This is a genomic window from Pseudomonas sp. SbOxS1 (genome assembly GCF_013416725.1).
Lineage (GTDB): Bacteria > Pseudomonadota > Gammaproteobacteria > Pseudomonadales > Pseudomonadaceae > Aquipseudomonas.
The window spans coordinates 1-22,185 of sequence record NZ_JAAVXC010000009.1; the positions used below are offsets into that span (position 1 = coordinate 1).

Genomic DNA, 22,185 nt, shown 5'->3' on the forward strand with positions numbered 1-22,185 from the left:
CCGGAGAGAGGGCATGCCGAGCCCTAGCGAGGCACCGAGTGGTGGGGCAAAGCCTTTTGGTTCCTTTTTGGCGTTTGAAAAAGGGACTCGCCGTAAGGGCGAAACCATAAGTGGCCGTTACCGCAGCAACGGATATGTACCCGGTAAATATCCCGGCAGGCCGTCAGGGCAATCCACGCACCCCTAGTCCGCTTTGACGATGAATGATTCCCCGCTCAATCCGATGATCCGTCACAACTGGCGCAGTGGCGCAGTGAGATCGGGAGAATTGAGTGATGCACAGCATGCGAGAAAAGACCCAGGACGAACGTGATCTGCTTGAACGTGCACGCAGCCTGGTGCCGGCACTCAAGGCGCGCACGGCGCAGGCCGACAAGGACTTGAAGGTACCGGTGGAGAGCGTCGTCGAGTTGCAGGCCGCCGGATTGCTGCGGGCCTTGCAGCCAAAGGCGTTCGGTGGTTATGAAGTGGACCCGCGCACCTTCTTCGAAATCCAGACCATCCTCGCCGAGGGCTGCATGTCCACGGCCTGGATCTACGGCGTGATGGGCGTTCACCCCTGGCAACTGGCGCGTTACCCGATCGAGGCACAGCGTGAAGTCTGGGGCGATGACCACAGCGCGCTGATCTGCTCCACCTATATGCCGGCGGCCAAGGTCACGGTGGTCGAGGGCGGTTACCGCATCAGCGGGCGTTGGGGTTTCTCCAGCGGCAGCGAGCACTGCCAATGGGTGTTCCTGGGCGGAATCCTGCCGCCCGATGGCGAGCTGGCCGCCGAGCACGGCACCTTCCTGCTGCCGCGTCACGACTATCAGATCGAACATAACTGGGACGTGATGGGCCTGCGTGGCACCGGCAGCCATGACATCGTGGTCGAGGATGTGTTCGTTCCGGCCCATCGCGTGCAACGCACCAACAACTGGACCCTCGAAGCAACACCCGGGCGCCTGGTCAACACCAACCCGATCTACGCGATCCCGTTCGCCCAGGTGTTCTCACGTGCCGTCTCGACCTCCGCCATCGGCGCCCTGCAGGGCGCGATCAACGAGTTCCGTGACAATGCCGCCAAACACATCGGCAAGCACGGTGCCCGTACCGCTGACGATCCGGTGGCACAGACCGCCGTTGCCGAGGCGATGATCACCCTCGACAGCCTGCGCCTGGTGCTGGAGCGCAACTACGAGCACCTGATGAACCTGGCCCGTGCCGGCGAGTACCCGGACACCGAGACCCGCCTGTTGTATCGCTACCAGTCGGCCTATGTGACCAACATCTGCGCCGAACGCGCCAACGACCTGCTGCGCAGCATGGCCGCCTCGGGCCTGTACAACACCAACCCGGTGGCGCGGCTGTTCCGCGACCTGCACCAGGCACGCGGGCACATCGCCAACAACTACATGGCCTACGGGCGCAGCTACGGCGCGGTGATGCTCGGCCTGCCCAACCCGGACCCTTACGTCTGAGGCCACGGCGCCCGTTTTGAACCCCTGGGTTTACACCTGTCCGTGATACACGGCCAGGTGGTCATGAGTACCTGACCTATGAACAATTATCTTGCCCTGCGCGTGGCGCGCGTGATCGAGGAAACCGCCGATGCGCGTTCCCTGGTGTTCGACGTGCCGGAGCATCTGGGCGAACGTTTTCGCTATCAACCCGGCCAGTTCCTGACCTTGCGCGTACCTTTCGAGGACGGCTGGCTGCCCCGTTGTTACTCATTGTCCAGCACGCCGTTGCTGGATGAGCCGTTGCGGGTAACGGTCAAGCGCGTGCACGAGGGCCGCGCGTCGAACTGGCTGTGCAGCGAGTTGCAGGCCGGCCAGACCCTGGAGGTGCTGCCTCCGGCCGGGGTGTTCGTGCCGCGCAGCCTCGACGGCGACTTGCTGCTGTTCGGCGGCGGCAGTGGCGTGACCCCGGTGCTGTCGATCCTGCGTTCGGCGCTGCTCGCCGGAACCGGGCGGGTCCTGCTGATCTATGCCAACCGCGATGAGTCCTCGGTGATTTTCAAGGATGAACTCAAGGCCCTGGCGACGGCTCATCCGCAACGCCTGCAAATCGTCCATTGGCTCGATTCGGTGCAGGGCATTCCTAGCGTCGGGCAACTGGCTGAGCTGGCGCGGCCGTTTATCGATGCCCAGGCGTTCATTTGTGGTCCGGGCCCGTTCATGGACGCGTCTGTCAGTGCGCTCAAAAGCCTCGGCATGCCGGATCGCCGGGTGCACGTCGAACGCTTCGTCTCGCTGCCCGGCGAAGGCGAATTGCCGCTGGTGACCAGCAGCGAGGCGGCAGTGGCCGCGCAGTTGGCGGTGCGCCTGGATGGCGAGGACCACCAACTGGCCTGTGACAGCGGCGAGACCGTGCTGGCAGCCATGGAACGTGCCGGCCTCAACCCACCCAGCGCCTGTCGTGTCGGTGGTTGCGCCTCGTGCATGTGCACCCTGGAAAGCGGCGAGGTCGAGCTGTTGCACAACGATGCACTGGATGCGGGCGAACTGGCCGAAGGCTGGATCCTTGCCTGCCAGGCGGTGCCCACCAGCGCACAACTGCGCATCCGCTTCCCCGATTGATGAACCAGAGCCCACGATGAATCAGAGCCTGAACCTTGCCGCGCCATTGAGCGCCGCCCCTGTCACCCTTGCCCAATTGGTCTTCAGCAGCGCCGAACGTTTTGCCGGGCGCACGGCCATCGAGGAGGGCGGACAATGCATCGACTACGCCGATCTGCCCGAGCGCGTCATGGGCTTTGCCCGGGGCTTGATGGCCCTGGGCATCCAGGCCGGTGACCGGGTCGGCGTCTGGGCGCCGAACAGTGGCGACTGGATCCTCGCGGCGCTGGGCATTCAGTGCGCCGGGGCGGTGCTGGTGCCGATCAACACGCGCATGAAGGGCCTTGAAGCCGCGGATGTGCTGGAGCGCAGCGGTTGCCGGGTGTTGTTCGTCCAGCAGCGTTTTCTCGACGTCGACTACCCGGCGCTGCTCGCACCCCATCGACCGGCCAATCTCGAACACCTGGTGATCATCGATGGCGACACGCCGGGGTTGCCTTCGGACCTGACGCTTGCACAATTTCTGCAGGGCGCTGCGACCATCGATGCTGACAGCGCCAAGCGCCGTGCAATGGCGGTCGGCCCCGAGGCCATGTGCGACCTGTTGTTCACCTCCGGCACCACCGGCAAACCCAAGGGCGTCATGAGCGGTCATGGCCAGAACCTGCGGGCCTTCACCGAATACGTCAAGGTCCTCGGCCTGGTCCCCGAGGACCGCTACCTGATCGTCAACCCGTTCTTCCATGCCTTTGGCTACAAGGCCGGTTGGCTGACCTGCCTGATCGCCGGGGCGACCATCCTGCCCCATGCGGTGTTCGACGCCGAACAGGTGTTCCAGCGCATCGCCCGTGAGCGCATCAGCGTCCTGCCCGGTGCGCCAACCCTGTACCTCTCGCTGCTGGCCCATCCGCAGCTCAAGCAGACCGACCTGTCGAGCCTGCGTATCGCGGTGACCGGTTCGGCGAGCATCCCGCCGAGCCTGATCGAGCGCATGCGCAACGAGCTGGGGTTCGCCGTGGTGACCACCGCCTACGGCCTGACCGAGTGCGGCGGGCTGGCGACCATCTGCGATCCGCAAGACTCGGCGCGGGTGATCGCCGGCACCAGCGGACGGCCGATCGCCGGCACCGAAGTGAGCATCCGCGACCCGCACAACCAGGCACTGGACGCCGGGCAGACCGGTGAGATCTGCCTGCGTGGTTTTCACATCATGCAGGGTTATTTCCAGAACCCTGAAGCGACCCGCGAAGCCATCGACACCGAAGGCTGGCTGCACACCGGCGATGTCGGGCGCCTGGACGAGGCGGGCAACCTGATCATCACCGATCGCTTGAAGGACATGTTCATCGTCGGCGGTTTCAACTGCTACCCGGCGGAAATCGAAGCGGCGCTGATCAGGCACCCGGCGATCGCCCAGGTGGCGGTGATCGGCATCGCCGATGAGCGCATGGGCGAGGTCGGATGTGCCTGTGTGGTGCTGCGTGAAGGGCGCGAGCTCGACGAGGCGCAATTGATCGCCTGGAGTCGTGAGCAAATGGCCAATTACAAGGTGCCGCGCCAGGTGCGTTTCCTCAGCGCCTTGCCTCTGAACCCGTCGAGCAAAGTGGCGAAAAACGAACTGCGTGCGCTGGTGGCCAATAGCGCCCAGGCATGAGGCGCACTCATCTCACCAAACGGAAGATGTGCGCTGCAGTGGTTTTTTCAATGCTGTGGCGACATAAGCAAAAACAACAACAAAAAGGAGAGGGGCATGTTTAAGCGAAACGTATTCAGGCGAAACATCGTTGCGCGCTATCCGGGAAGTGGGCGCTGCCTGTTGGCAACGGCGATCACCGTCGCCAGTGCCACGGCCAGCGCAGCGCCGACTATCGAACTGGGGGAAAACACCACGTTGGATTCGTCGCTGACGGTCAACTACACCGCCTCCATGCGTACCGCCAAACAGGCCAGCCAATACCTCAACGACCCGAACAACGACGACGGCACGCGCAACTTCAAGCGCGGTTCCCTGATCAACAACCGAGTGAGCCTGTTCGGCGAGTTGCTGCTCAAGCACGACAATCTCGGTGCGGTGCTGCGCGGCAGTCAGTTCTATGACGATGTCTACAACCAGAAAAACGCCAACGATTCGCCGCAGACGGTGAACAAGACCGGACACAACGATGGGTTCAGCGACGAAACCCGCAGGCTCAGTGGCAGCACCGCGCGCCTGCTCGATGCGTATGTGTATGGCAACTTCGATGTCGGCGAAACCCAGTACCTGTCGCTCAAGGCCGGGCGACACCTGGTGGCCTGGGGCGAGAGCCTGTTCTGGCCCAACATCAGCCAGGGCCAGGCCCCGGTGGACGCCACCAAGTTCAACGTGCCGGGCACCGAAGCCAAGGACTCGTACCTGCCCGTGGGGCAGGTGTCCGGGTCGTGGTCTTTGAATGAAAACCTGGCATTGGTCGGTTACTACCAGTACGAGTGGGAAAAGACCCAGCTCAATCCCGTGGGCGACTACTTCGGCAGCGACACCTTCGGTCCTGGCGCCGAGTTCTATCGCCTGGGCAGCGGTTCGGTCGATCGCCTACCCAACGGCCTGGCGGTCGGTTATGCCGGTGAAAAAGACGCCAGCGACAGCGGCCAATGGGGCCTGGGCGTGCGCTACCGGATCACCGAGAACACCGAAGTGGGGCTGTTCCATTACCGCTATAACGAGCGCATCGGCTCGCTGTTCTTCGACTTCACCGGCACCACCCAATACTCCTCGCTCAAGGGCATCGGTCATGACGGCACCGCGCCGTCCTATCGCCTGGGCTACTTCGAAGACGTCAAGCTGACGGGGATCAGCTTCACCTCCAAGGTCGGCGATTCGGTGCAGTACGCCGGTGACCTGAGCTACCGCGATGGCGCCTCGGTCTACCTCAACAACGGCGCGCCGACCACCGGGCAGATCTGGCAGGGCAACCTCAACGCCATGTACATCCTGGGCCCAAGCCTGCTCGCCCAGCAGACCACCTTCATGGGCGAAGTGGTGCATCAACACATCGACGGGGTCGACAGCCTGACGATCACCGGCGGCGGGGTCGGCGTGGATGGCACCTTCGATACGTTCGAGTCGAAGACCCAGACCCGTGGCTCGACTCTGCTGGGCGTTGGCGCCTACATGGACTACCCGTCCGTCGCCACCGGCCTGGACCTGAGCACCAAAGTGGTTTGGACGCAGAACGTCGACGGCAGCGCCTATCAGGGCCTGGGCCGCGACGAGAAGCGCCTGACCGTGGGTGGCGACTTCAAGTACCTGGGCAACTTCCAGATCGGCATGACCTATGTCGCTTACCTGAGCTCGCCGGATGTCGCCCAGGGCCGACTGTTGGCTGACCGCGATTACCTGTCGCTCAACGCCAAGTACACCTTCTGATGATCATGGCTGCGTCGCTCGTCGGGTGGCGCAGTCCTTCGTTTTAGCCTGATAAAAATAAAGAGAGGCCTGTCATGAATCCTCGTCCGACCCCGTCACCGTTCAGCCCGATAAACATTGGTCCGTTGACCCTGAAAAACCGCTTCATCAAGTCCGCCACCAACGAGGGCATGAGTGCCCAGAGCGTGCCTTCCAAGCAACTGGTCAAGCTGCACTCGGCCCTGGCCGCTGGCGGCACCGCCCTGACCACCGTGGCCTACTGCGCGGTGAGCAGCGATGGCCGTACCTTGCCCAACCAGTTGACCCTTAGCCAATCCAGCCTGCCGCACTTCAAGGCGTTGACCGATGGCGTGCACCAGGCCGGTGGCCTGGCCAGTGCGCAGATCACCCACGGCGGTTGCTTTACCTTTATTCGCGAGCGCTCGACCAAGCGTCCGCTGTCGGCCAGCGGTGGCTTCAACAAGATAGGCCTGATGAGCGGCATGTTCCTCAAGCAGGCAATGAACGAATCCGACATGCAACAGGTGGTGCGCGACTTCGCGCAAGGCGCACGCCTGGCACGCCAGGCCGGTTTCGATGCCGTGGAAATCCACATGGGCCATGGCTACCTGCTCAGCCAGTTCATTTCGCCGATGTACAACAAGCGCCGCGACCAGTACGGCGGCAGCCTGGAAAACCGCTTGCGCTTTCCACGCCGGGTGCTGCGGGCGGTGCTGGATGCGGTCGGCCATGACATGGCGGTGATCTGCAAATACAGCGTCACTGAAGGCGTGCGCGCCGGTAACAGTGCCGAAGACGGAGCGAAGATCGCCCGCATGCTGGAAGAAGAGGGCGCGCACTTGCTGGTGCTCAGCGCGGGCATGAACGCCGAGTCGATCACCACCATGTTCGGCTCCTCGTTCCCCAAGGAAAACCGTGTGCAGCAGAAGAACAAGATCATCGCCCTGGCGATGGCCATCCAGCGCCGCAAGGAACCGACGGTGGAATTCCGTGAGCTGTATTTGCTGGAGCATGCGCGCAAGGTGCGTGCGGCGGTGAAAATGCCGCTGGCTTACCTGGGCGGCGCCAAGAGCCTGGCGAGCATCGAAAAAATCATGGCCGAGGGCTTTGACCTGGTCGCCATGGGCCGGGTGTTGCTGGCCGAAAATGACTACGTCAACAAACTCGAAAGTGGCGCCAGCCGCGACTCGATCTGCACCGCCTGCAATCGCTGCGTAGCGATGATGTACACCCCGGGTGGCACCTCCTGCGTACTGGGCAAGCCTGGCGATGCCCTATTGAACAGCCAGAAGGCGGCAGATCGCTAACCCACCCGACGCCTGGTTCATCTGTAGGAGCCAGGCTTGCCGGCGAAGAACGATGACGCGGTATTACAGATACACCGCGGCGTCTCGTTCGCGGGCAAGCCACGCTCCTACAGGGCGATAACAATAACGCGGTGCAGCAGGTACACCGCGTCGGCCGGATCAACCGTTCTGCAGGAAATCGATGCAGCTGCGGTTGAACAGCTCGCGGTGTTCCACCTGGACCCAGTGCCCGCAACGGTTGAGCACAATGAAGCGGGCATTCGGCGCGCCGTCGATGATGCGCTGGGCGCCACTGATCGGGTTGAAGTGATCGTTGGTGCCCCAGAAGCCGAAGATCGGGCACTGGATCTCACCCAGTTGCGCTTCCATGTTCGGCACCATCATCGTGCTGAACAGGTTCTTCGGCTGGGTCACCGCCACTGCCACGCGTTCCTGCAGCAGGCTTTCCGGCAGGATCGAATCATCGAACAGCTGCAGGCGCATCATGCTGCGCATTTCGTCCATGCCGATGGGGCCGGCGTTGAACAGGCTGACCATGCGCACGATGCCCTCCATCTTGAAGTAGGTTTCCCGCTCCTCGACACCGCCCGGTGCCAGCAGGATCAGGCTCTGGGGCAGTTGCGGCAGGCGCAGGGCCAGGCCCAGGGCAATCGCACCACCCAGCGAGTTACCCAGCAGCGAGCAGCGCTGCACACCCACGGCTTGCAGGAACGCTGCAACGCAGTCGACGAAGAACTCCAGGTTGTACTGCACGTCCTCGGGTTTGTCCGAGCGGCCGAAACCAGGCAGGTCGAGCACGAGGTTGCGATAGCCCGCGGCGACGAATTGCGGGTAGTTGCCCTTGAAGTTGCTGAAGCCACTGGCACCCGGCCCGCTGCCGTGCAGCCACAACACCACGGGGCCTGAGCCTTCATCCAGATAGTGCAGGCGCAAGCCGTTGGGCAGGGTCGCGTAATGGCCGACGGGCAGGGGCAGGTCTACGGGTTGGTTCATGGGGTTCTCCATTGTCTGCGGATTCATGAGGCACAGCCGCGCCAGGCGCTGTAGCGAGGTGAAGGGGAACGCTGCGCCTGGCGAGGTGCGCGCCCATGAATGCTGGGCTTTGACGGGGGAGTTCACATCGTCCGTTCAGACCACGCGGCGGTAGTCCCATCGGACGATGTGAGCCATGGCACTTGCCGCTAATCATTCAGGGGACGGCCGCACTGCAAGGGCAGCGGGCCGCAGCGTATTTGCACATTCGGAGATCGTTATGAAGTTACTCAATAAAGTCGCCTTCGTGACCGGCGCCGCGCAGGGCATGGGCCAGGCCATCGTGCGTGGTTTTGTCGCCGAAGGCGCCAAGGTGGTGGCTGTCGACCTGAACCAGACGGCCCTGGCCGAGAGCCTGGCAGACCTGGGTGACAGCGTACTGGCCCTGTCTTGCAACGTCGGTGACGGTGCCTCCGTGGCCGATGCCATGGGCCAGGCCGAGCAGCACTTTGGCGGCCTCGACATCCTGGTCAACAACGCTGGCGTGGGCGCGCTGGACAGCTTCCTCGAAACCCCCGACGAGAGCTGGGCACGGGTGATCGGCGTGAACCTGGGCGGCACCTTCCTGTGCTGCCGCGAGGGCGCCAAGCTGATGGTCAAGGGTGGGCGCAAGGGCGCGATCATCAACCTCTCCAGCACCGCCGCGCTGACCGGCGACGGCCCAAGCCACTACTGCGCGTCGAAAGCCGGGGTGATGGGCCTGACACGTTCGATTGCCCGTGAACTGGCCGCCAGCGGCATACGCGTCAACACCCTGGTGCCGGGGCCGACCAACACACCGATGATGGCCGGTATCCCTGACGACTACATGCAGACGCTGCTGAAAAACGTGCCCCTGGGCCGCATGTGCGAGACCGACGAGATCGCCCGGGTCGCAGTGTTCCTGGCCAGCGAAGACGCCAGTTTCATGACCGGGCAGAACATCGCCGTCAACGGCGGCATGGCCTTTATCTGATCAGGGAGTCACCCATGAGCAAGCGTCTACAAGGAAAAATCGCCTTCGTCACCGGCGCCGGTTCCGGCATTGGTGAAGCCACCGCGTTGCGGTTCGCCGAAGAGGGCGCCACGGTGGTGCTGTGCGGGCGCCGCATCGAGCCGCTGCAAGGTGTGCAGGAAAAAATTCAGGCCCAGGGTGGCCAGGCCGAGATCGCCGTGGCCGATGTCAGCGATGAACAGGCCTACGTCGGCGCGCTGCAAGCCACCGCGCAACGCCTCGGGCGCCTGGACATCCTGGTCAACAACGCGATGGCCTACACCTGGGGCGGCATCGACACCATGACCACGGCCGACTGGCACGCTAACTTCGCGACCACCGTGGACGGCACCTTCTGGGGTACCCGCACCGCGATGCAATTGATGAAAGAGCAGGGCGGCGGCTCGATCGTCAACATCGCTTCGATCTGCGGCCTGTTCGGCACCGCACAGATGGCCGGCTATTCAGCAGCCAAGGCGGCGGTGATCAACTTCAGCCGCGCGGCGGCCAGCGAAGGAGCCCCGCACAACGTGCGCTGCAACGTGATCATTCCCGGCGTGGTCGACACCCCGGCCACGGCCGGCATGCTGGCCGATGCCAAGACCCGCGCCAACACTGAAAAAGTCATCCCGATGAAACGCGTCGGCCTGCCGGTGGAGCTGGCCAACGCCATTGTGTTCCTGGCCAGCGACGAGGCTTCGTATGTCACCGGTGCCAGCCTGGCGGTGGACGGCGGACGGGGTTCGGACCTGTACACGGTGCTCGACTGATGAACCAGGACAACGACACATTGCTTGAGCGCATCGATCGCCTGGAGTCGCTGGACGCGATCCGCCAACTGGCCGGCAAGTACGCCCTGGCCCTGGATATGCGCGACATGGACGCCATGGCCAACTGCTTCGCCCCGGACGTGCGCGTGGGCCGCGACAAGAGCGGCCGCGCGCACCTCAAGGCTTGGCTGGATGAAACCATGCGCAAGCAATTCCATGGCACCTCCCACCACCTGGGGCAACACATCATCGAGTTCAGCGATGCCGATCACGCCACCGGGGTGGTCTATTCGAAGAATGAACATGAGACCGGTCCCGAGTGGGTGATCATGCAGATGCTGTACTGGGACGACTACGAGCGGATCGACGGGCGCTGGTGCTTCCGTCGCCGCTTGCCGTGCTACTGGTACGCGAGCGACCTGAACAAACCACCGATTGGCGGCCTGAAAATGCGCTGGCCAGGGCGTGAGCCGTACGCTGGCACCTTCCACGAGCTGTTTCCGTCCTGGGATGCCTTCTGGGCGCAACGACCGGACAAGGACGCGTTGCCGCAGATTGCCGAACCTGCACCGTTGGAGGGTTTCCTCAAGACCCTGCGCCGGGGGGCGGGTGATCCGAAGATTCGGGTGCGTTGAAAACCGTGGGATCTTTGAGATGGTGAATCGCCTGCCGCTTGCTTCTGCTGGGTAGCTCTGGCTGCCTATTTGGTCTGGATTGGGTGTATATCCGTTGCTGCGGTAACGGCCACTTATGGTTTCGCCCTTACGGCGAGTCACTTGGAAAAACGGAACGCCGCCCGGCCCTAAGTAACCAAGGGCTCTTGCCCCTGGCGTTCGGCCCCTCGCTGGGGCTCGGGGTACCCTCGCTCCGGTCCTGCTCCGTGGGTCGCCGCGCTGGGCCATCCATGGCCCAGCGCGGCTAAACCGGCATCCTTGCCGGTTTACCCACTGCGCAGAACCTCCACTCGGCCTCTCGAGGGGGCAAGAAAATCAAAAGCCAAATCAAAAGCAAAAGCAAGGCGGCCTTAAAGCCGACCTGATCGTGAGCCGTATGCGCTCCCCCTGTAGGAGCCAGGCTTGCCGGCGAAGAACGATAACGCGGTAAAACAGATACACCGCAGCGTCTGGTTCGCCGGCAAGCCTGGCTCCTACAGGGGATTGGGGGATATCTACAAAAGTCAGGTCGGCTTTAAGGCCGCCTTGCTTTTGTTTTTGATCTGGGCGCCCCGTTAACCACGCTGGTTAACGCGGTAAAACAGATACACCGCAGCGTCTGGTTCGCCGGCAAGCCTGGCTCCTACAGGGGATTGGGGGATATCTACAAAAGTCAGGTCGGCTTTAAGGCCGCCTCGCATTTTTTTTGATCTGGGTGCCCCGTTAACCACGATGGCCGAACGCAGGCATTGTGCAGTGGGGAAACCGGCAGGACGCCGGTTTAGCCGCGCTGGGCCAGGGATGGCCCATCGCGGCGACCCACGGAGCAATGCCGGAGTGAGGGCATGCCGAGCCCTAGCGAGGCACCGAGTGGTGGGGCAAAGCCTTTTGCTTACTTTTCGGCGTTTGGAAAAGTGAGTCGCTGTAAGAGCGAAACCATAAGTGGCCGTTACCGCAGCAATGGATATGTACACCCTGTACACCATCAAAATCCCAGTCGCCTGATACAAAGCCTTCGCGAGCAAGCCCGCTCCCACAAACAACCCACAGACCCGGTCGTGCTTAGTCTCAACGGACGATGAAGCCACGCGCACTGCTTTGCACAATGCTCCCCACGAAACCCTTTCAGCCAACGAGGACCCAGGCATGATCGACATTCGCGGTTTGAGCTATTTCGTCTCGCAGATCGAAAACCTCAGTCATTGGCAGCGTTACGCCGAAGACGTGCTGGGCATGCAAGTGAACCCGGCGCCGGGCGGTGGCTTGTACGTGAAAATGGACGAGCGTCCGTTTCGCATGCTGATCGTCGAAGGCACCGAAGCGCGTTACCTGGCCTCCGGCTGGGAGCTGGCCAACGAGACGGCATTCAAGGCCGCCCTCGAGCACCTGAGCGCCGCCGGCATCGAATGGCAGCCAGGCTCCGCCGCCGAGATCGACCAGCGTGGTGTCCAGGCGCTGGTCAAGCTCACCGACCCGTCGGGCAACTGCCATGAACTGAGCTGGGGCCATCGCTCCGATTGCCTGCCCTTTGTCTCGCCCCAGGGTGTGCCGCGTTTCATCACCGGTGACATGGGCCTGGGTCACACGGTGCTGCCGGCGCCGAACTTCGACGCCACCCTGGCATTCGCCAAGGACGTGCTGGGCTTCGAGCTGTCGGACATTTTCAACTTCCGTCCAGACCCGTCGGTGCCGCCGATCCGCATTCACTTCCTGCATTGCCAGAACGCTCGCCACCACAGCCTGGCACTGGCCGAGTACCCGGTGCCGTCAGGTTGCGTGCACGTGATGGTCGAGGTCGATTCGATGACCGAAGTCGGCCGTGCCCACGACCGTCTGCAGGCCCATGCGGTGAGCCTGTCGGCCACCCTCGGCCAGCACCTTAACGATCGCATGACCAGTTTCTACATGAAGACGCCGTCCGGCTTCGATCTGGAATACGGCTTTGGCGGGTTGCAAGTCGACTGGGCTGAGCACTCGGCGTTCGAGTTCACCCGCGTGAGCATTTGGGGGCACGACTTTTCGGTCGGCCAACACTAAGGAATTGTCATGATGAACAAACAACTGACAGCGGCCGATGCGGTCGCTCAATTGCGCGATGGCATGACCATCGGTTTCGGCGGCTGGGGTCCACGGCGCAAGCCGATGGCCATCGTGCGCGAGATCCTGCGCTCAGAGGTCAAGGACCTGACCGTGGTCGCCTACGGCGGTCCGGAAGTGGGCATGCTGTGCGCCGCCGGCAAGGTCAAGAAGCTAGTGTTCGGTTTCGCCACCCTCGATGCCATTCCGTTGGAACCCTACTACCGTAAGGCCCGCGAAGCCGGCGAGCTGGAGTTGATGGAGCTGGATGAAGGCATGTTCCAGTGGGGCCTGCGTGCCGCTGGCATGCGCTTGCCGTTCCTGCCGACCCGTTGCGGCCTGGCCACCGATGTGGCGCGCCTGAACCCGCAGCTCAAGACGATCCAGTCGCCCTATGCCGATGGCGAGGTGCTGCTGGCGATGCCGGCGCTCAACCTCGACGTGGCGTTCCTGCACGTCAACGTCGCCGACCGCCTGGGCAACTGCCTGGTGACCGGGCCGGACCCGTATTTCGACCACCTGTTCGCCCGCGCCGCCAACCAGTGCTTCGTCTCGTGCGAGCGCCTGGAAGAGCGCCTGGCGCTGAGCGCCGAGCAGGCCCGCTTCAATACCTTCGAGCGTTATCTGGTGAGCGGTGTGGTGCATGCCCCGCTGGGTGCGCACCCGACGCTCTGCGCCCCCGACTACGGCTGGGACATGAAGCACCTCAAGGGCTATGTCGCCAGCAGCCAGGCGGAAAACGGCTGGCAGGACTATGTGCAGACCTACATCGCCGGTGGCGAGCAGGCCTATCAGGCACAGAACGGCGGTGCCGACTCCATGGGCGCCTTGCCCCTTCCCGTGTTCTGAGGATTAGCGACTATGTCTGCAACCTGTGATTTCACCCTTGCTGAACTGATGATCGTCGCCGCCAGCGAAGCCTGGCGCGGCAATGGCGAGGTCATTGCCTCGGGCCTGGGCGTGATTCCGCGCCTGGGTGCCAGCCTGGCCAAACTGACCCACAGCCCGGAACTGCTGATGACCGACAGCGAGGCGTTCCTGGTCGAAGAACCGATCCCGCTGGGTCCGCGTGGCGACTACGTGCCGCGTTACTCGGGCTACATGTCGTTCGAGCGGGTGTTCGAATGCGTGTGGGGCGGACGCCGCCACGCGATGATCGGGCCGACCCAGATTGACCGCTGGGGCCAGACCAACCTGTCCTGCGTCGGTGATTATCAAAAACCCAGGACCGCGATCCTTGGCGTGCGCGGCCTGCCGGGCAACAGCATCAACCACCTCAATTCGTTCTTCGTGCCCAGCCATAACAGCCGGGTGTTCGTCAGCGGCGAAGTGGACATGGTCTCCGGTGTCGGCTTCAAGGCCGACCGCTGGCCTGAAGGCGCGCGCCGCGACCTGATGGACATCCATTGCGTGGTCAGCGACCTGTGCGTCCTCGACTTCAACGGCCCGGACCGGGCGGTGCAGGTGCGTTCGCTACACCCCGGCGTGAGCTTCGAGCAGGTCCAGGACAACACCGGCTTCCCATTGCTCAAGTCGGCGCAGTTGCACGAAACCGCGCATCCGACCCCTGAGCAGCTGGCGCTGATCCGCCGACTCGATCCCCACGAATACCGCGCCACGGCGATCAAGGGCAACCCGCCCGGCATCCGTACGGCCTGAGACAAGGAGGCGAGCATGCACAGCAGCGACAGTGAATTCATCGTCCGCCAGGACAACGCCGTCTACGAGACGGACACCCCGGTGCTGTACAGCGTGGCCGAGGGTATTGCCACGCTGACGTTGAACCGGCCGACCTTCAACAACGCGCAAAACTCGCAGATGACCTACGCCCTGGACGGCTTTTTCCGCCAGGCGGTGAACGATGACAGCGTCAAGGTCATCGTCCTTCGGGGCAACGGCAAGCACTTCTCGGCGGGCCACGATATCGGCACGCCGGGGCGGGATATCGACAAGCCATTCGAGCGCGCGCACCTGTGGTGGGACCACACCAACAAGCCTGGTGGCGAGCAGCTGTATGCCCGTGAGCAGGAGGTGTACCTGGGCATGTGCCGGCGCTGGCGTGAACTGCCCAAGCCGACCATCGCCATGGTCCATGGCGCCTGCGTGGCGGGCGGGCTGATGCTGGCCTGGGTCTGCGACCTGATCATTGCCAGTGACGACGCGTTCTTCCAGGACCCGGTGGTGCGCATGGGCATTCCAGGGGTGGAGTATTTTGCCCATCCCTATGAAATGAACCCGCGTATCGCCAAGGAATTCCTCTTCACCGGGGACCGCATGAGCGCCACCCGTGCCTGGCAAGTGGGCATGGTCAACCGCATGGTGCCGCGCGAGGAACTGGAGCAGGCCACCTACGCCCTGGCCGCCGGCATCGCCCGTCAGCCGCGCATGGGCCTGGCCCTGACCAAGCAGGCGATCAACCACGTTGAGGACTTGCAGGGCAAGCGCACGGCGATGGACGCCGTGTTCGCCTGGCACCACTTTGCCCATGCCCATAACGAGCTGTTGTCCGGCGACAAACTGGGCGGCTTCGACGCCAAGGGCATGGCCCGGGCCAACAAGCAGGCCGAGGACAAAAGCCAATGAACCGCTGGCTGGATACCCCTCTGACCGAGGCCCTCGGCTGCCGTTACCCGATCGTGCAGACCGCCATGGGCTGGGTCGCCGACGCCAACCTGGTGATCGCCACGACCCAGGCGGGAGGCTTCGGTTTCCTGGCCGGGGCGACCATCGCGGCCAACGAGCTGGAAAGCGAAATCCGCAAGGTGATCGAGGCCACCGGCGCCAGCAATTTCGGCCTCAATTTCCATATGTTCCAGGACAACGCCGCGCAGTGCGTCGACCTGGCGATCAAGTACCGCCTGCGTGCCGTGAGTTACGGGCGTGGTCCGGACAAACAGACCATCGCTCGCTTCAAGGCGGCCAAGGTGCTGTGCATTCCCACCGTCGGTGCCCTCAAGCATGCGCTCAAGGCCGTGGAACTGGGTGCTGACCTGATCACCATCCAGGGCGGCGAGGGCGGCGGTCATACCGGCGGCGTACCGAGTTCGATCCTGCTGCCCCAGGTGCTGGCGGCGGTCAAGGTTCCGGTAATCGCGGCCGGCGGATTCGCCACCGGCCGGGGCCTGGCCTCGGTGCTGGCTGCTGGTGGCGCGGGCATCGCCATGGGCACGCGGTTTCTCATGACCTGCGAATCGCCGACACCGGCCGCGACCCTGGAACGCTACCTCAAGGTCAACGATCCGCAGTTGGTGCGCGTGACCACGGCGGTGGATGGCATGCGCCATCGCATGATCGAAAACCGCTTCATCAATCACCTGGAGCAGGCGGGCCCCTTCGGTCGCCTGCGCATCGCCCTGGGCAGCGCCTGGCAGTGGAAGCAACAGACCGGCATGAGCCTGGGGCACATGGCTGCCGTCTTCCTGCGGGCATTGCGTGAAGACCCCTCGCAGCTGTCGCAAGTGGTGATGGCTGCCAACCAGCCGGTGCTGTTGCAGCGCTCGATGATCGATGGCGCTCCGGACGAGGGCATCCTGCCCAGTGGCCAGGTCGCCGCGGCCATCGGCGAGTTGCTCAGTTGCCGCGAAGTCATCGAAGGCATCGCCAGCGAAGCCCAGCACTGCCTCGACGCACTCCTGGCACGCAGCCAGACACACGCCTCGAATCAACCCGCCAGTATCGGAGAACCCCTGTGAACCAGGCATTTACCACACAACTCAATCAGGGGATCGCTGAACTGGTGATCGCCAAGCCACCGGTCAACGCACTCGACAGCCAGGAATGGCATGCCCTGGCGCGCCAGATCGACGCCCTTGGGGCCAACCCCGAGGTGCGGGTGATCGTGATCCGTGCCGAAGGCCGCGGCTTTTGCGCGGGTGTCGACATCAAGGAACTGGACAAGCATCCGGAGCGGATCGTCGAGGTCAACGCCGGTAACTACGCCACTTTCAAGGCCGTGCACCGCAACCCGGTGCCGGTGATTGTCGCGGTGCATGGCTTTGTCCTGGGCGGCGGTATCGGCATCACCGGGGCGGCGGACATCGTCGTCGCCTCCGAATGCGCGACCTTCGCCCTGCCGGAAGTCGACCGTGGCGCCATGGGCGGCGGTGCGCACTTGCAACGCCTGTTCCCGGTGCAAAAAGTCCGTTACCTGTTCTTTACCGGCGACAGCATCGGCGCCCGCGAAGCCCTGCAGTACGGCTTTATCGAGCGCATCGTCAGCAAGGACCAGTTGCGCGAAACCGCCCTGGGCATCGCGGCGAAAATCGCCGAGAAGAGCCCGGGCATGATCCGCATCGCCAAGGAAGCCTTGAACGGCATCGAAGACGGCAACCTGGAAGACAAGTACCGCTGGGAACAGGGCTTCACCATGCAGGCCTATAGCAGCCCGGACTCCGCGGAAACGCGGCGGGCCTTCGTCGAAAAACGCGACGCCAAGTTCTGAGGGAACGCCATGGACCTGACTTATACCCCCAAGCAACACGCCTTTCGCGCCGAAGTACGGGCCTGGCTGGCGGACAACTTGCCACGTGAACCCCTGGCCAGCTACGACACCCGCGAAGGCTTCGAGCAGCACCGCGCCTGGGAGGCCAAGCTGTTCGAAAGCCGCTGGTCGATGGTGATGTGGCCGGCCGAACTGGGCGGTCGCGGCAGCGACCTGATCGAGTGGCTGATCTTCGAGGAAGAGTATTACGGCGCCGGGGCACCGATGCGCGTCAACCAGAACGGCCAGCTGTTGCTGGGGCCGACCCTGATGGAGTTCGGCACCCCGGAGCAGAAGCAGCGTTTCCTGCCGCGCATGGCCGCAAGCCTGGACATGTGGGCGCAAGGCTGGTCGGAGCCCAACGCCGGTTCCGACATGGCGGCGATCACCAGCAAGGCGCTCCTCGACGGCGACCATTACGTGATCAACGGGCAGAAAACCTGGTCGACCCGGGCTATCTATGCCGACTGGCTGTTCGGCCTGTTCCGCAGCGAGCCGGGGTCGGCCCGTCACCACGGCCTGTCGTTCATCATGGTGCCGCTGGATACGCCGGGGGTGAGCATTCGCCCGATCAAGGCGCTCAACGGCAAGGACGCCTTCGCCGAGGTGTTTTTCGACGACGTGCGGGTGCCGGTGGGCAACCGCATCGGTGCCGAGGGGCAGGGCTGGCACGTGGCGATGGCCACCGCCGGTTTCGAGCGCGGCCTGCTACTGCGTTCGCCGGCGCGCTTCCAGGCCACGGCACGCAAGCTGGTCGAGCTGTACAAGGCCAACCGCGCCAGCGCCGACCGCGATCCGGGCCTGCGCGATGCCGTGCTGGAGACCTGGATGGGCGCCGAGGCCTATGCGTTGTCGGCCTACCACACCGTGGGACGCTTGAGCCGGGGCGAGCAGATCGGCGCCGAATCGAGCATCAACAAGATCATCTGGTCGGAACTGGACCTGAAGATGCACGAGACCGCCATGCGCATTCTCGGCACGCGCGGCGAGCTGGTTGCAAAAGGCGCGCAGGCGGGCGATGCGGCGGGCTGGCTGGAGGGCTTCCTGTTTGCCCAGTCCGGGCCGATCTATGCCGGCACCAACGAAATCCAGCGCAACATCATTGCCGAGCGCATGCTCGGCTTGCCGAAATAAGGAACCGCCATGGACTTCACTTTCAACGATGACCAGCTGGCGTTCCACGAAGCCATCAGTCGTTTCCTGATGACCGAAGCCGCCCCGGAAATGCTCCGGGAAATCTGGGAGACCGATGCCGGGCGCTCCCGCGACTTGCGCAACAAGATCGCCGGCCAGGGCCTGACCGCCTTGTCGGTGCCCGAGGCCGAAGGCGGCCTGGGCATGGACGACGTGACGTGGGCCCTGATGACCCAGGAACTGGGTTACTACGCCATTCCCGACTCATTGGCCGACACCGCCTATGTCGCCAGCGGCTTGCTTGCCGGCCTGCCTGCGCAGCATCCGGCCCGCGCCGACCTGTTGCCGCGCATCGCCGATGGCAGCCTGCGCATGGCGATCAGTCATCCGGTCAATGCCCTGGTCAGCGACGCGCAACTGGCCGAAGTGCTGATACTCACCGACGGCGATGACATCCATGTGGTGCCGCGCTCCGAGGTGGAGGTGGAAAACCACCCGAGCATCGATGCCTCGCGACGCCTGGGTCGGGTGACCTGGACCCCATCGGCGACCACATGCGTGGCGAGTGGCGAGCAGGGTCGGGCCTTGCAGGCGCGCTTGCTGGACCGTGGCGCGCTGTCGGTGGCCGGGCAACTGCTGGGGCTGGCGCAGCGCATGCTCGACCTGTCGGTGGACTACGTGGCCCAGCGCAAACAGTTCGGCAAGCCGATCGGCAGCTTCCAGGCGGTCAAGCATCACCTGGCCGATGTCGCCCGCTACATCGAACAGGCCAAGCCGGTGCTGTACCGCGCCGCCCATGCCTTGGCGCGGGGCGACGTCAACGCGGGCGCCTGGGTCTCGCAAGCGCGGCTGGCGGCCAACGAAGCAAGCTGGCTCGCCGCCCGCAAAGGCATCCAGGTGCACGGCGCGATGGGGTACACCTGGGAAGTGGATTTGCAGATGTTCATGAAGCGCGCCTGGGCCCTCGATGCGTCCTGGGGCGACCGCGGCTTTCACAAAACCCGTGTCAGCGACTACCTGTTCGCCGACGCCACCGGCCTGGGGCCGGGGCATACTTTCGAGGAATGAGTCATGGCACAGGCCTACATTGTTGATGCACTGCGCAGCCCCACGGGCAAGCGCAAAGGCTCATTGAGCGAGATCCACGCCATTGACCTGGGCGCCCATGTGCTCAAGGCGCTGGTGGCGCGCAACGTGATCCCCGCCGAAGACTACGACGACGTGATATTCGGTTGCGTCGACACCATCGGCTCCCAGGCCGGCGATATCGCCCGCACCAGCTGGCTCGCCGCCGGCCTGCCGCTGACCGTGCCCGGCACCACCGTGGATCGTCAGTGCGGTTCGTCGCAACAGGCGCTGCACTTCGCCGCGCAGGCGGTGATGAGCGGCACCCAGGATGTGGTCGCGGTGGGCGGGGTGCAGACCATGACCCAGATCCCGATTTCCTCGGCGATGCTGGCCGGCCAGCCCCTGGGCTTTGCCGATCCGTTCTCGGGCAGCGTTGGCTGGCGCGCGCGGTTTGGCCAGCAGCCCGTCAATCAGTTCTACGCCGCGCAACGGATTGCCGATCACTGGCAGATCAGCCGTGAGCAGATGGAAGCCTTTGCCCTGCAAAGCCACGAACGCGCGCTGGCGGCCATCGCCAGTGGTCGATTCGCCCGGGAAATCGTCAGCTGCCAAGGGCTGGCAGTGGATGAAACACCGCGCCACAGCAGCCTGGCGAAGATGGCCGAGCTGCAACCGGTGGACCCGCAGTTCCCGTCGATCACCGCCGCCGTGTCCAGCCAGACCTGTGACGCTTCGGCGGCGCTGCTGGTGGTGTCCGAGGCGGCGCTCAAGCGCTACGACCTGACGCCACGGGCACGCATCCATCACCTGACAGTGCTGGGTGACGATCCGATCTGGCACCTCACCGCACCGATTGCCGCTACCCGCCGGGCCCTGGCCAAGAGTGGCCTCAGCATGGCCGATATCGACCGGGTCGAGATCAACGAAGCCTTTGCCTCGGTGGTGATGGCCTGGGCCAAGGAACTGGATTACGACCCGGCGCAAACCAACGTCAACGGAGGCGCGATTGCCCTGGGCCATCCGCTGGGCGCAACCGGCGCACGCCTGATGACCACGCTGCTCAACGAACTGGAATGCAGCGGTGGTCGCTACGGCCTGCAAACCATGTGTGAAGGCGGCGGGCAGGCCAACGTGACGATCATCGAGCGTCTGTAATTTTTCCTGCGGGCCGCCGCTTCGGGCGCGCGGCCCTACATCATTTCAAGGAGTCAAACATGGCTATGTGTGCAGACCGCACCGTGATCATCACCGGGGCCGGCGGTGGCCTGGGGCGCGCCTACGCCCTGGCGTTCGCCGCGCAAGGGGCCAATGTGGTGGTCAACGATATTCGCGCCGAGGCCGCAGAAGACGTGGCGGGGGAGATCCGCGCCAACGGTGGCCAGGCCATTGCCAACAGCGACGACATCACCACCCTGGCCACCGCGCAGCGCATCGTCGATGCGGCACTGGCGGCGTTCGGTGAAGTGCATGTGCTGATCAACAACGCCGGCGTGTTACGCGACCGCATGTTCATCAGCCTCAGTGAAGAAGACTGGGACATGGTCATGCGCGTCCATTTGAAGGGCCATTACTGCCTGGCCAACATCCTCGGCCGCCGCTGGCGCGACCTGGCCAAGGCCGGTACGCCGGTGGACGCGCGGATCATCAACACCAGCTCCGGCGCCGGGTTGCAGGGCTCCGTGGGGCAGTCCAATTATTCGGCGGCCAAGGGCGGCATCGCTTCGCTGACCCTGGTGCAGGCGGCGGAACTGGCGCGCTATGGCGTCACTGCCAACGCCTTGGCTCCAGCCGCACGCACCTCGATGACCGAGAGCGCGATGCCAGACGTGGTGAAAAAGCCCGAGGACGGCAGCTTCGACGCCTGGGCCGCCGAAAACGTCGCGCCGCTGGTGGTGTGGCTGGGCAGCCCGGCGTCGGCCCACGTCAGCGGCCAGGTCTTCGAAAGCCAGGGCGGGCGTATCTCCCTGGGGGACGGCTGGCGCACGGGCGTTACCTGCGACAAGGGCGCGTTGTGGAAAGTCGAAGAGATCGGTGCGGCGGTGGATGCAATCCTCGCCGAAGCGCCGAAGGCGCAGAAAGTCTGGGGGAGTTGAGGGGCATATTTGGGTGTATATCCGTTGCTGCGGTAACGGCGACTTATGGTTTCGCCCTTACGGCGAGTCACTTGGAAGAACGGAACGCCGCCCGGCCCTAAGTAACCAAGGGCTCTTGCCCCTGGCGTTCGGTGCCTCGCTGTGGCTCGGCATGCCCTCGCTCCGGTCCTGCTCCGTGGGCCCGCCGCGATGGGCCATCCTTGGCCCAGCGCGGCTAAACCGGCATCCATGCCGGTTTACCCACTGCGCAGAACCGGAACGAAGCCTCTCGATGGGGCAAGAAAATCAAAAGCCAAAGCAGAGCAAAAGCCAAAGCGAGGCGGCCTGACAGCCGACCTGATCGGGAGCCGTACGCGTTCCCCCTGTAGGAGCCAGGCTTGCCGGCGAAGAACGATAACGCGGTACAACAGACACACCGCAGCGTCTGGTTCGCCGGCAAGTCGGATCGCCGCACCGCTGGCTCCTACAGGGGATTGGGGTATCTGCAAAAGCCAGGTCGGCTTTAAGGCCGCCTCGCTTTTGATTTTGATCTGGGTGCCCCGTTAACCACGCTGGCCGAACGCAGGCATTGCGCAGTGGGTAAACCGGCAGGACGCCGGTTTAGCCGCGCTGGGCCATGGATGGCCCATCGCGGCGACCCACGGAGCAATGCC

19 protein-coding genes are annotated in these 22,185 nt (G+C 64.0%); 18 read left to right on the forward strand and 1 reads right to left on the reverse strand.

Annotated elements, in window-relative coordinates; all coding sequences use genetic code 11:
• The first annotated feature begins 275 nt into the window (after positions 1–275).
• The 5 genes from HFK74_RS14845 (at position 276) to HFK74_RS14865 (ending at position 7,253) form a co-directional block, all read left to right on the forward strand.
• Entirely contained in the window at positions 276–1,463 is a 1,188-nt protein-coding gene (locus HFK74_RS14845) for an acyl-CoA dehydrogenase family protein (RefSeq protein WP_180204152.1), read from the forward strand.
• A 78-nt stretch (positions 1,464–1,541) separates the two neighbouring features.
• The gene (locus HFK74_RS14850; RefSeq protein ID WP_180204153.1) at positions 1,542–2,564 is read left to right on the forward strand and encodes a ferredoxin--NADP reductase; all 1,023 of its coding nucleotides are present in this window, start codon (positions 1,542–1,544) and stop codon (positions 2,562–2,564) included.
• 16 nt (positions 2,565–2,580) lie between these two features.
• Positions 2,581–4,197: a FadD3 family acyl-CoA ligase gene (locus HFK74_RS14855; protein ID WP_180204154.1), complete on the forward strand. Its 1,617-nt coding sequence runs from the start codon at positions 2,581–2,583 to the stop codon at positions 4,195–4,197.
• Positions 4,198–4,293: 96 nt separating this feature from the next.
• Entirely contained in the window at positions 4,294–5,946 is a 1,653-nt protein-coding gene (locus tag HFK74_RS14860) for a DUF1302 domain-containing protein (RefSeq protein ID WP_180204155.1), read from the forward strand.
• 74 nt (positions 5,947–6,020) lie between these two features.
• On the forward strand, positions 6,021–7,253 hold the full coding sequence (locus HFK74_RS14865) for an NADH:flavin oxidoreductase (protein ID WP_180204156.1): 1,233 nt from the start codon (positions 6,021–6,023) through the stop codon (positions 7,251–7,253).
• 159 nt (positions 7,254–7,412) lie between these two features.
• On the opposite strand, the gene HFK74_RS14870 is transcribed toward HFK74_RS14865, so the two are convergent.
• Positions 7,413–8,246 carry an alpha/beta fold hydrolase gene (locus HFK74_RS14870; RefSeq protein ID WP_180204157.1) on the reverse strand — a complete coding sequence of 278 codons (834 nt, stop codon included), beginning with the start codon at positions 8,244–8,246 and terminating at the stop codon, positions 7,413–7,415.
• A 259-nt stretch (positions 8,247–8,505) separates the two neighbouring features.
• Between HFK74_RS14870 and HFK74_RS14875 the strand changes: the two genes are divergently transcribed.
• From HFK74_RS14875 to HFK74_RS14935, 13 genes are all read left to right on the forward strand, one after another.
• Complete coding sequence (locus HFK74_RS14875) at positions 8,506–9,240, forward strand: SDR family NAD(P)-dependent oxidoreductase (RefSeq protein WP_180204158.1); 735 nt, start codon at positions 8,506–8,508, stop codon at positions 9,238–9,240.
• Between the two features lie 14 nt (positions 9,241–9,254).
• Positions 9,255–10,028 carry an SDR family NAD(P)-dependent oxidoreductase gene (locus tag HFK74_RS14880; RefSeq protein WP_180204159.1) on the forward strand — a complete coding sequence of 258 codons (774 nt, stop codon included), beginning with the start codon at positions 9,255–9,257 and terminating at the stop codon, positions 10,026–10,028.
• The gene (locus HFK74_RS14885) at positions 10,028–10,663 is read left to right on the forward strand and encodes a nuclear transport factor 2 family protein (RefSeq protein WP_180204160.1); all 636 of its coding nucleotides are present in this window, start codon (positions 10,028–10,030) and stop codon (positions 10,661–10,663) included. The genes HFK74_RS14880 and HFK74_RS14885 overlap by 1 nt, the downstream gene beginning before the upstream one ends.
• A gap of 1,164 nt (positions 10,664–11,827) precedes the next feature.
• Positions 11,828–12,718 (forward strand): VOC family protein, encoded by an 891-nt coding sequence (locus HFK74_RS14890; RefSeq protein WP_180204161.1) that lies wholly within the window; start codon positions 11,828–11,830, stop codon positions 12,716–12,718.
• Positions 12,719–12,730: 12 nt separating this feature from the next.
• The gene (locus HFK74_RS14895) at positions 12,731–13,606 is read left to right on the forward strand and encodes a CoA transferase subunit A (RefSeq protein WP_180204169.1); all 876 of its coding nucleotides are present in this window, start codon (positions 12,731–12,733) and stop codon (positions 13,604–13,606) included.
• A 12-nt stretch (positions 13,607–13,618) separates the two neighbouring features.
• A complete protein-coding gene (locus tag HFK74_RS14900) occupies positions 13,619–14,416 on the forward strand; it encodes a CoA-transferase subunit beta (RefSeq protein ID WP_180204162.1) in 798 nt (265 codons plus the stop codon).
• 15 nt (positions 14,417–14,431) lie between these two features.
• Positions 14,432–15,340, forward strand: coding sequence for an enoyl-CoA hydratase (locus HFK74_RS14905; RefSeq protein WP_180204163.1), 909 nt, complete (start codon positions 14,432–14,434; stop codon positions 15,338–15,340).
• Positions 15,337–16,449 (forward strand): nitronate monooxygenase family protein, encoded by a 1,113-nt coding sequence (locus tag HFK74_RS14910; protein ID WP_180204164.1) that lies wholly within the window; start codon positions 15,337–15,339, stop codon positions 16,447–16,449. The genes HFK74_RS14905 and HFK74_RS14910 overlap by 4 nt, the downstream gene beginning before the upstream one ends.
• Positions 16,446–17,198, forward strand: coding sequence for an enoyl-CoA hydratase family protein (locus HFK74_RS14915; RefSeq protein ID WP_180204165.1), 753 nt, complete (start codon positions 16,446–16,448; stop codon positions 17,196–17,198). The genes HFK74_RS14910 and HFK74_RS14915 overlap by 4 nt, the downstream gene beginning before the upstream one ends.
• Positions 17,199–17,207: 9 nt before the next feature.
• A complete protein-coding gene (locus HFK74_RS14920) occupies positions 17,208–18,371 on the forward strand; it encodes an acyl-CoA dehydrogenase family protein (RefSeq protein ID WP_180204166.1) in 1,164 nt (387 codons plus the stop codon).
• Between the two features lie 9 nt (positions 18,372–18,380).
• On the forward strand, positions 18,381–19,439 hold the full coding sequence (locus tag HFK74_RS14925) for an acyl-CoA dehydrogenase family protein (protein WP_180204167.1): 1,059 nt from the start codon (positions 18,381–18,383) through the stop codon (positions 19,437–19,439).
• Positions 19,440–19,442: 3 nt separating this feature from the next.
• Positions 19,443–20,594 carry an acetyl-CoA C-acetyltransferase gene (locus tag HFK74_RS14930; protein ID WP_180204168.1) on the forward strand — a complete coding sequence of 384 codons (1,152 nt, stop codon included), beginning with the start codon at positions 19,443–19,445 and terminating at the stop codon, positions 20,592–20,594.
• 59 nt (positions 20,595–20,653) lie between these two features.
• A complete protein-coding gene (locus HFK74_RS14935) occupies positions 20,654–21,532 on the forward strand; it encodes an SDR family oxidoreductase (RefSeq protein WP_008020847.1) in 879 nt (292 codons plus the stop codon).
• Positions 21,533–22,185: the final 653 nt, after the last annotated feature.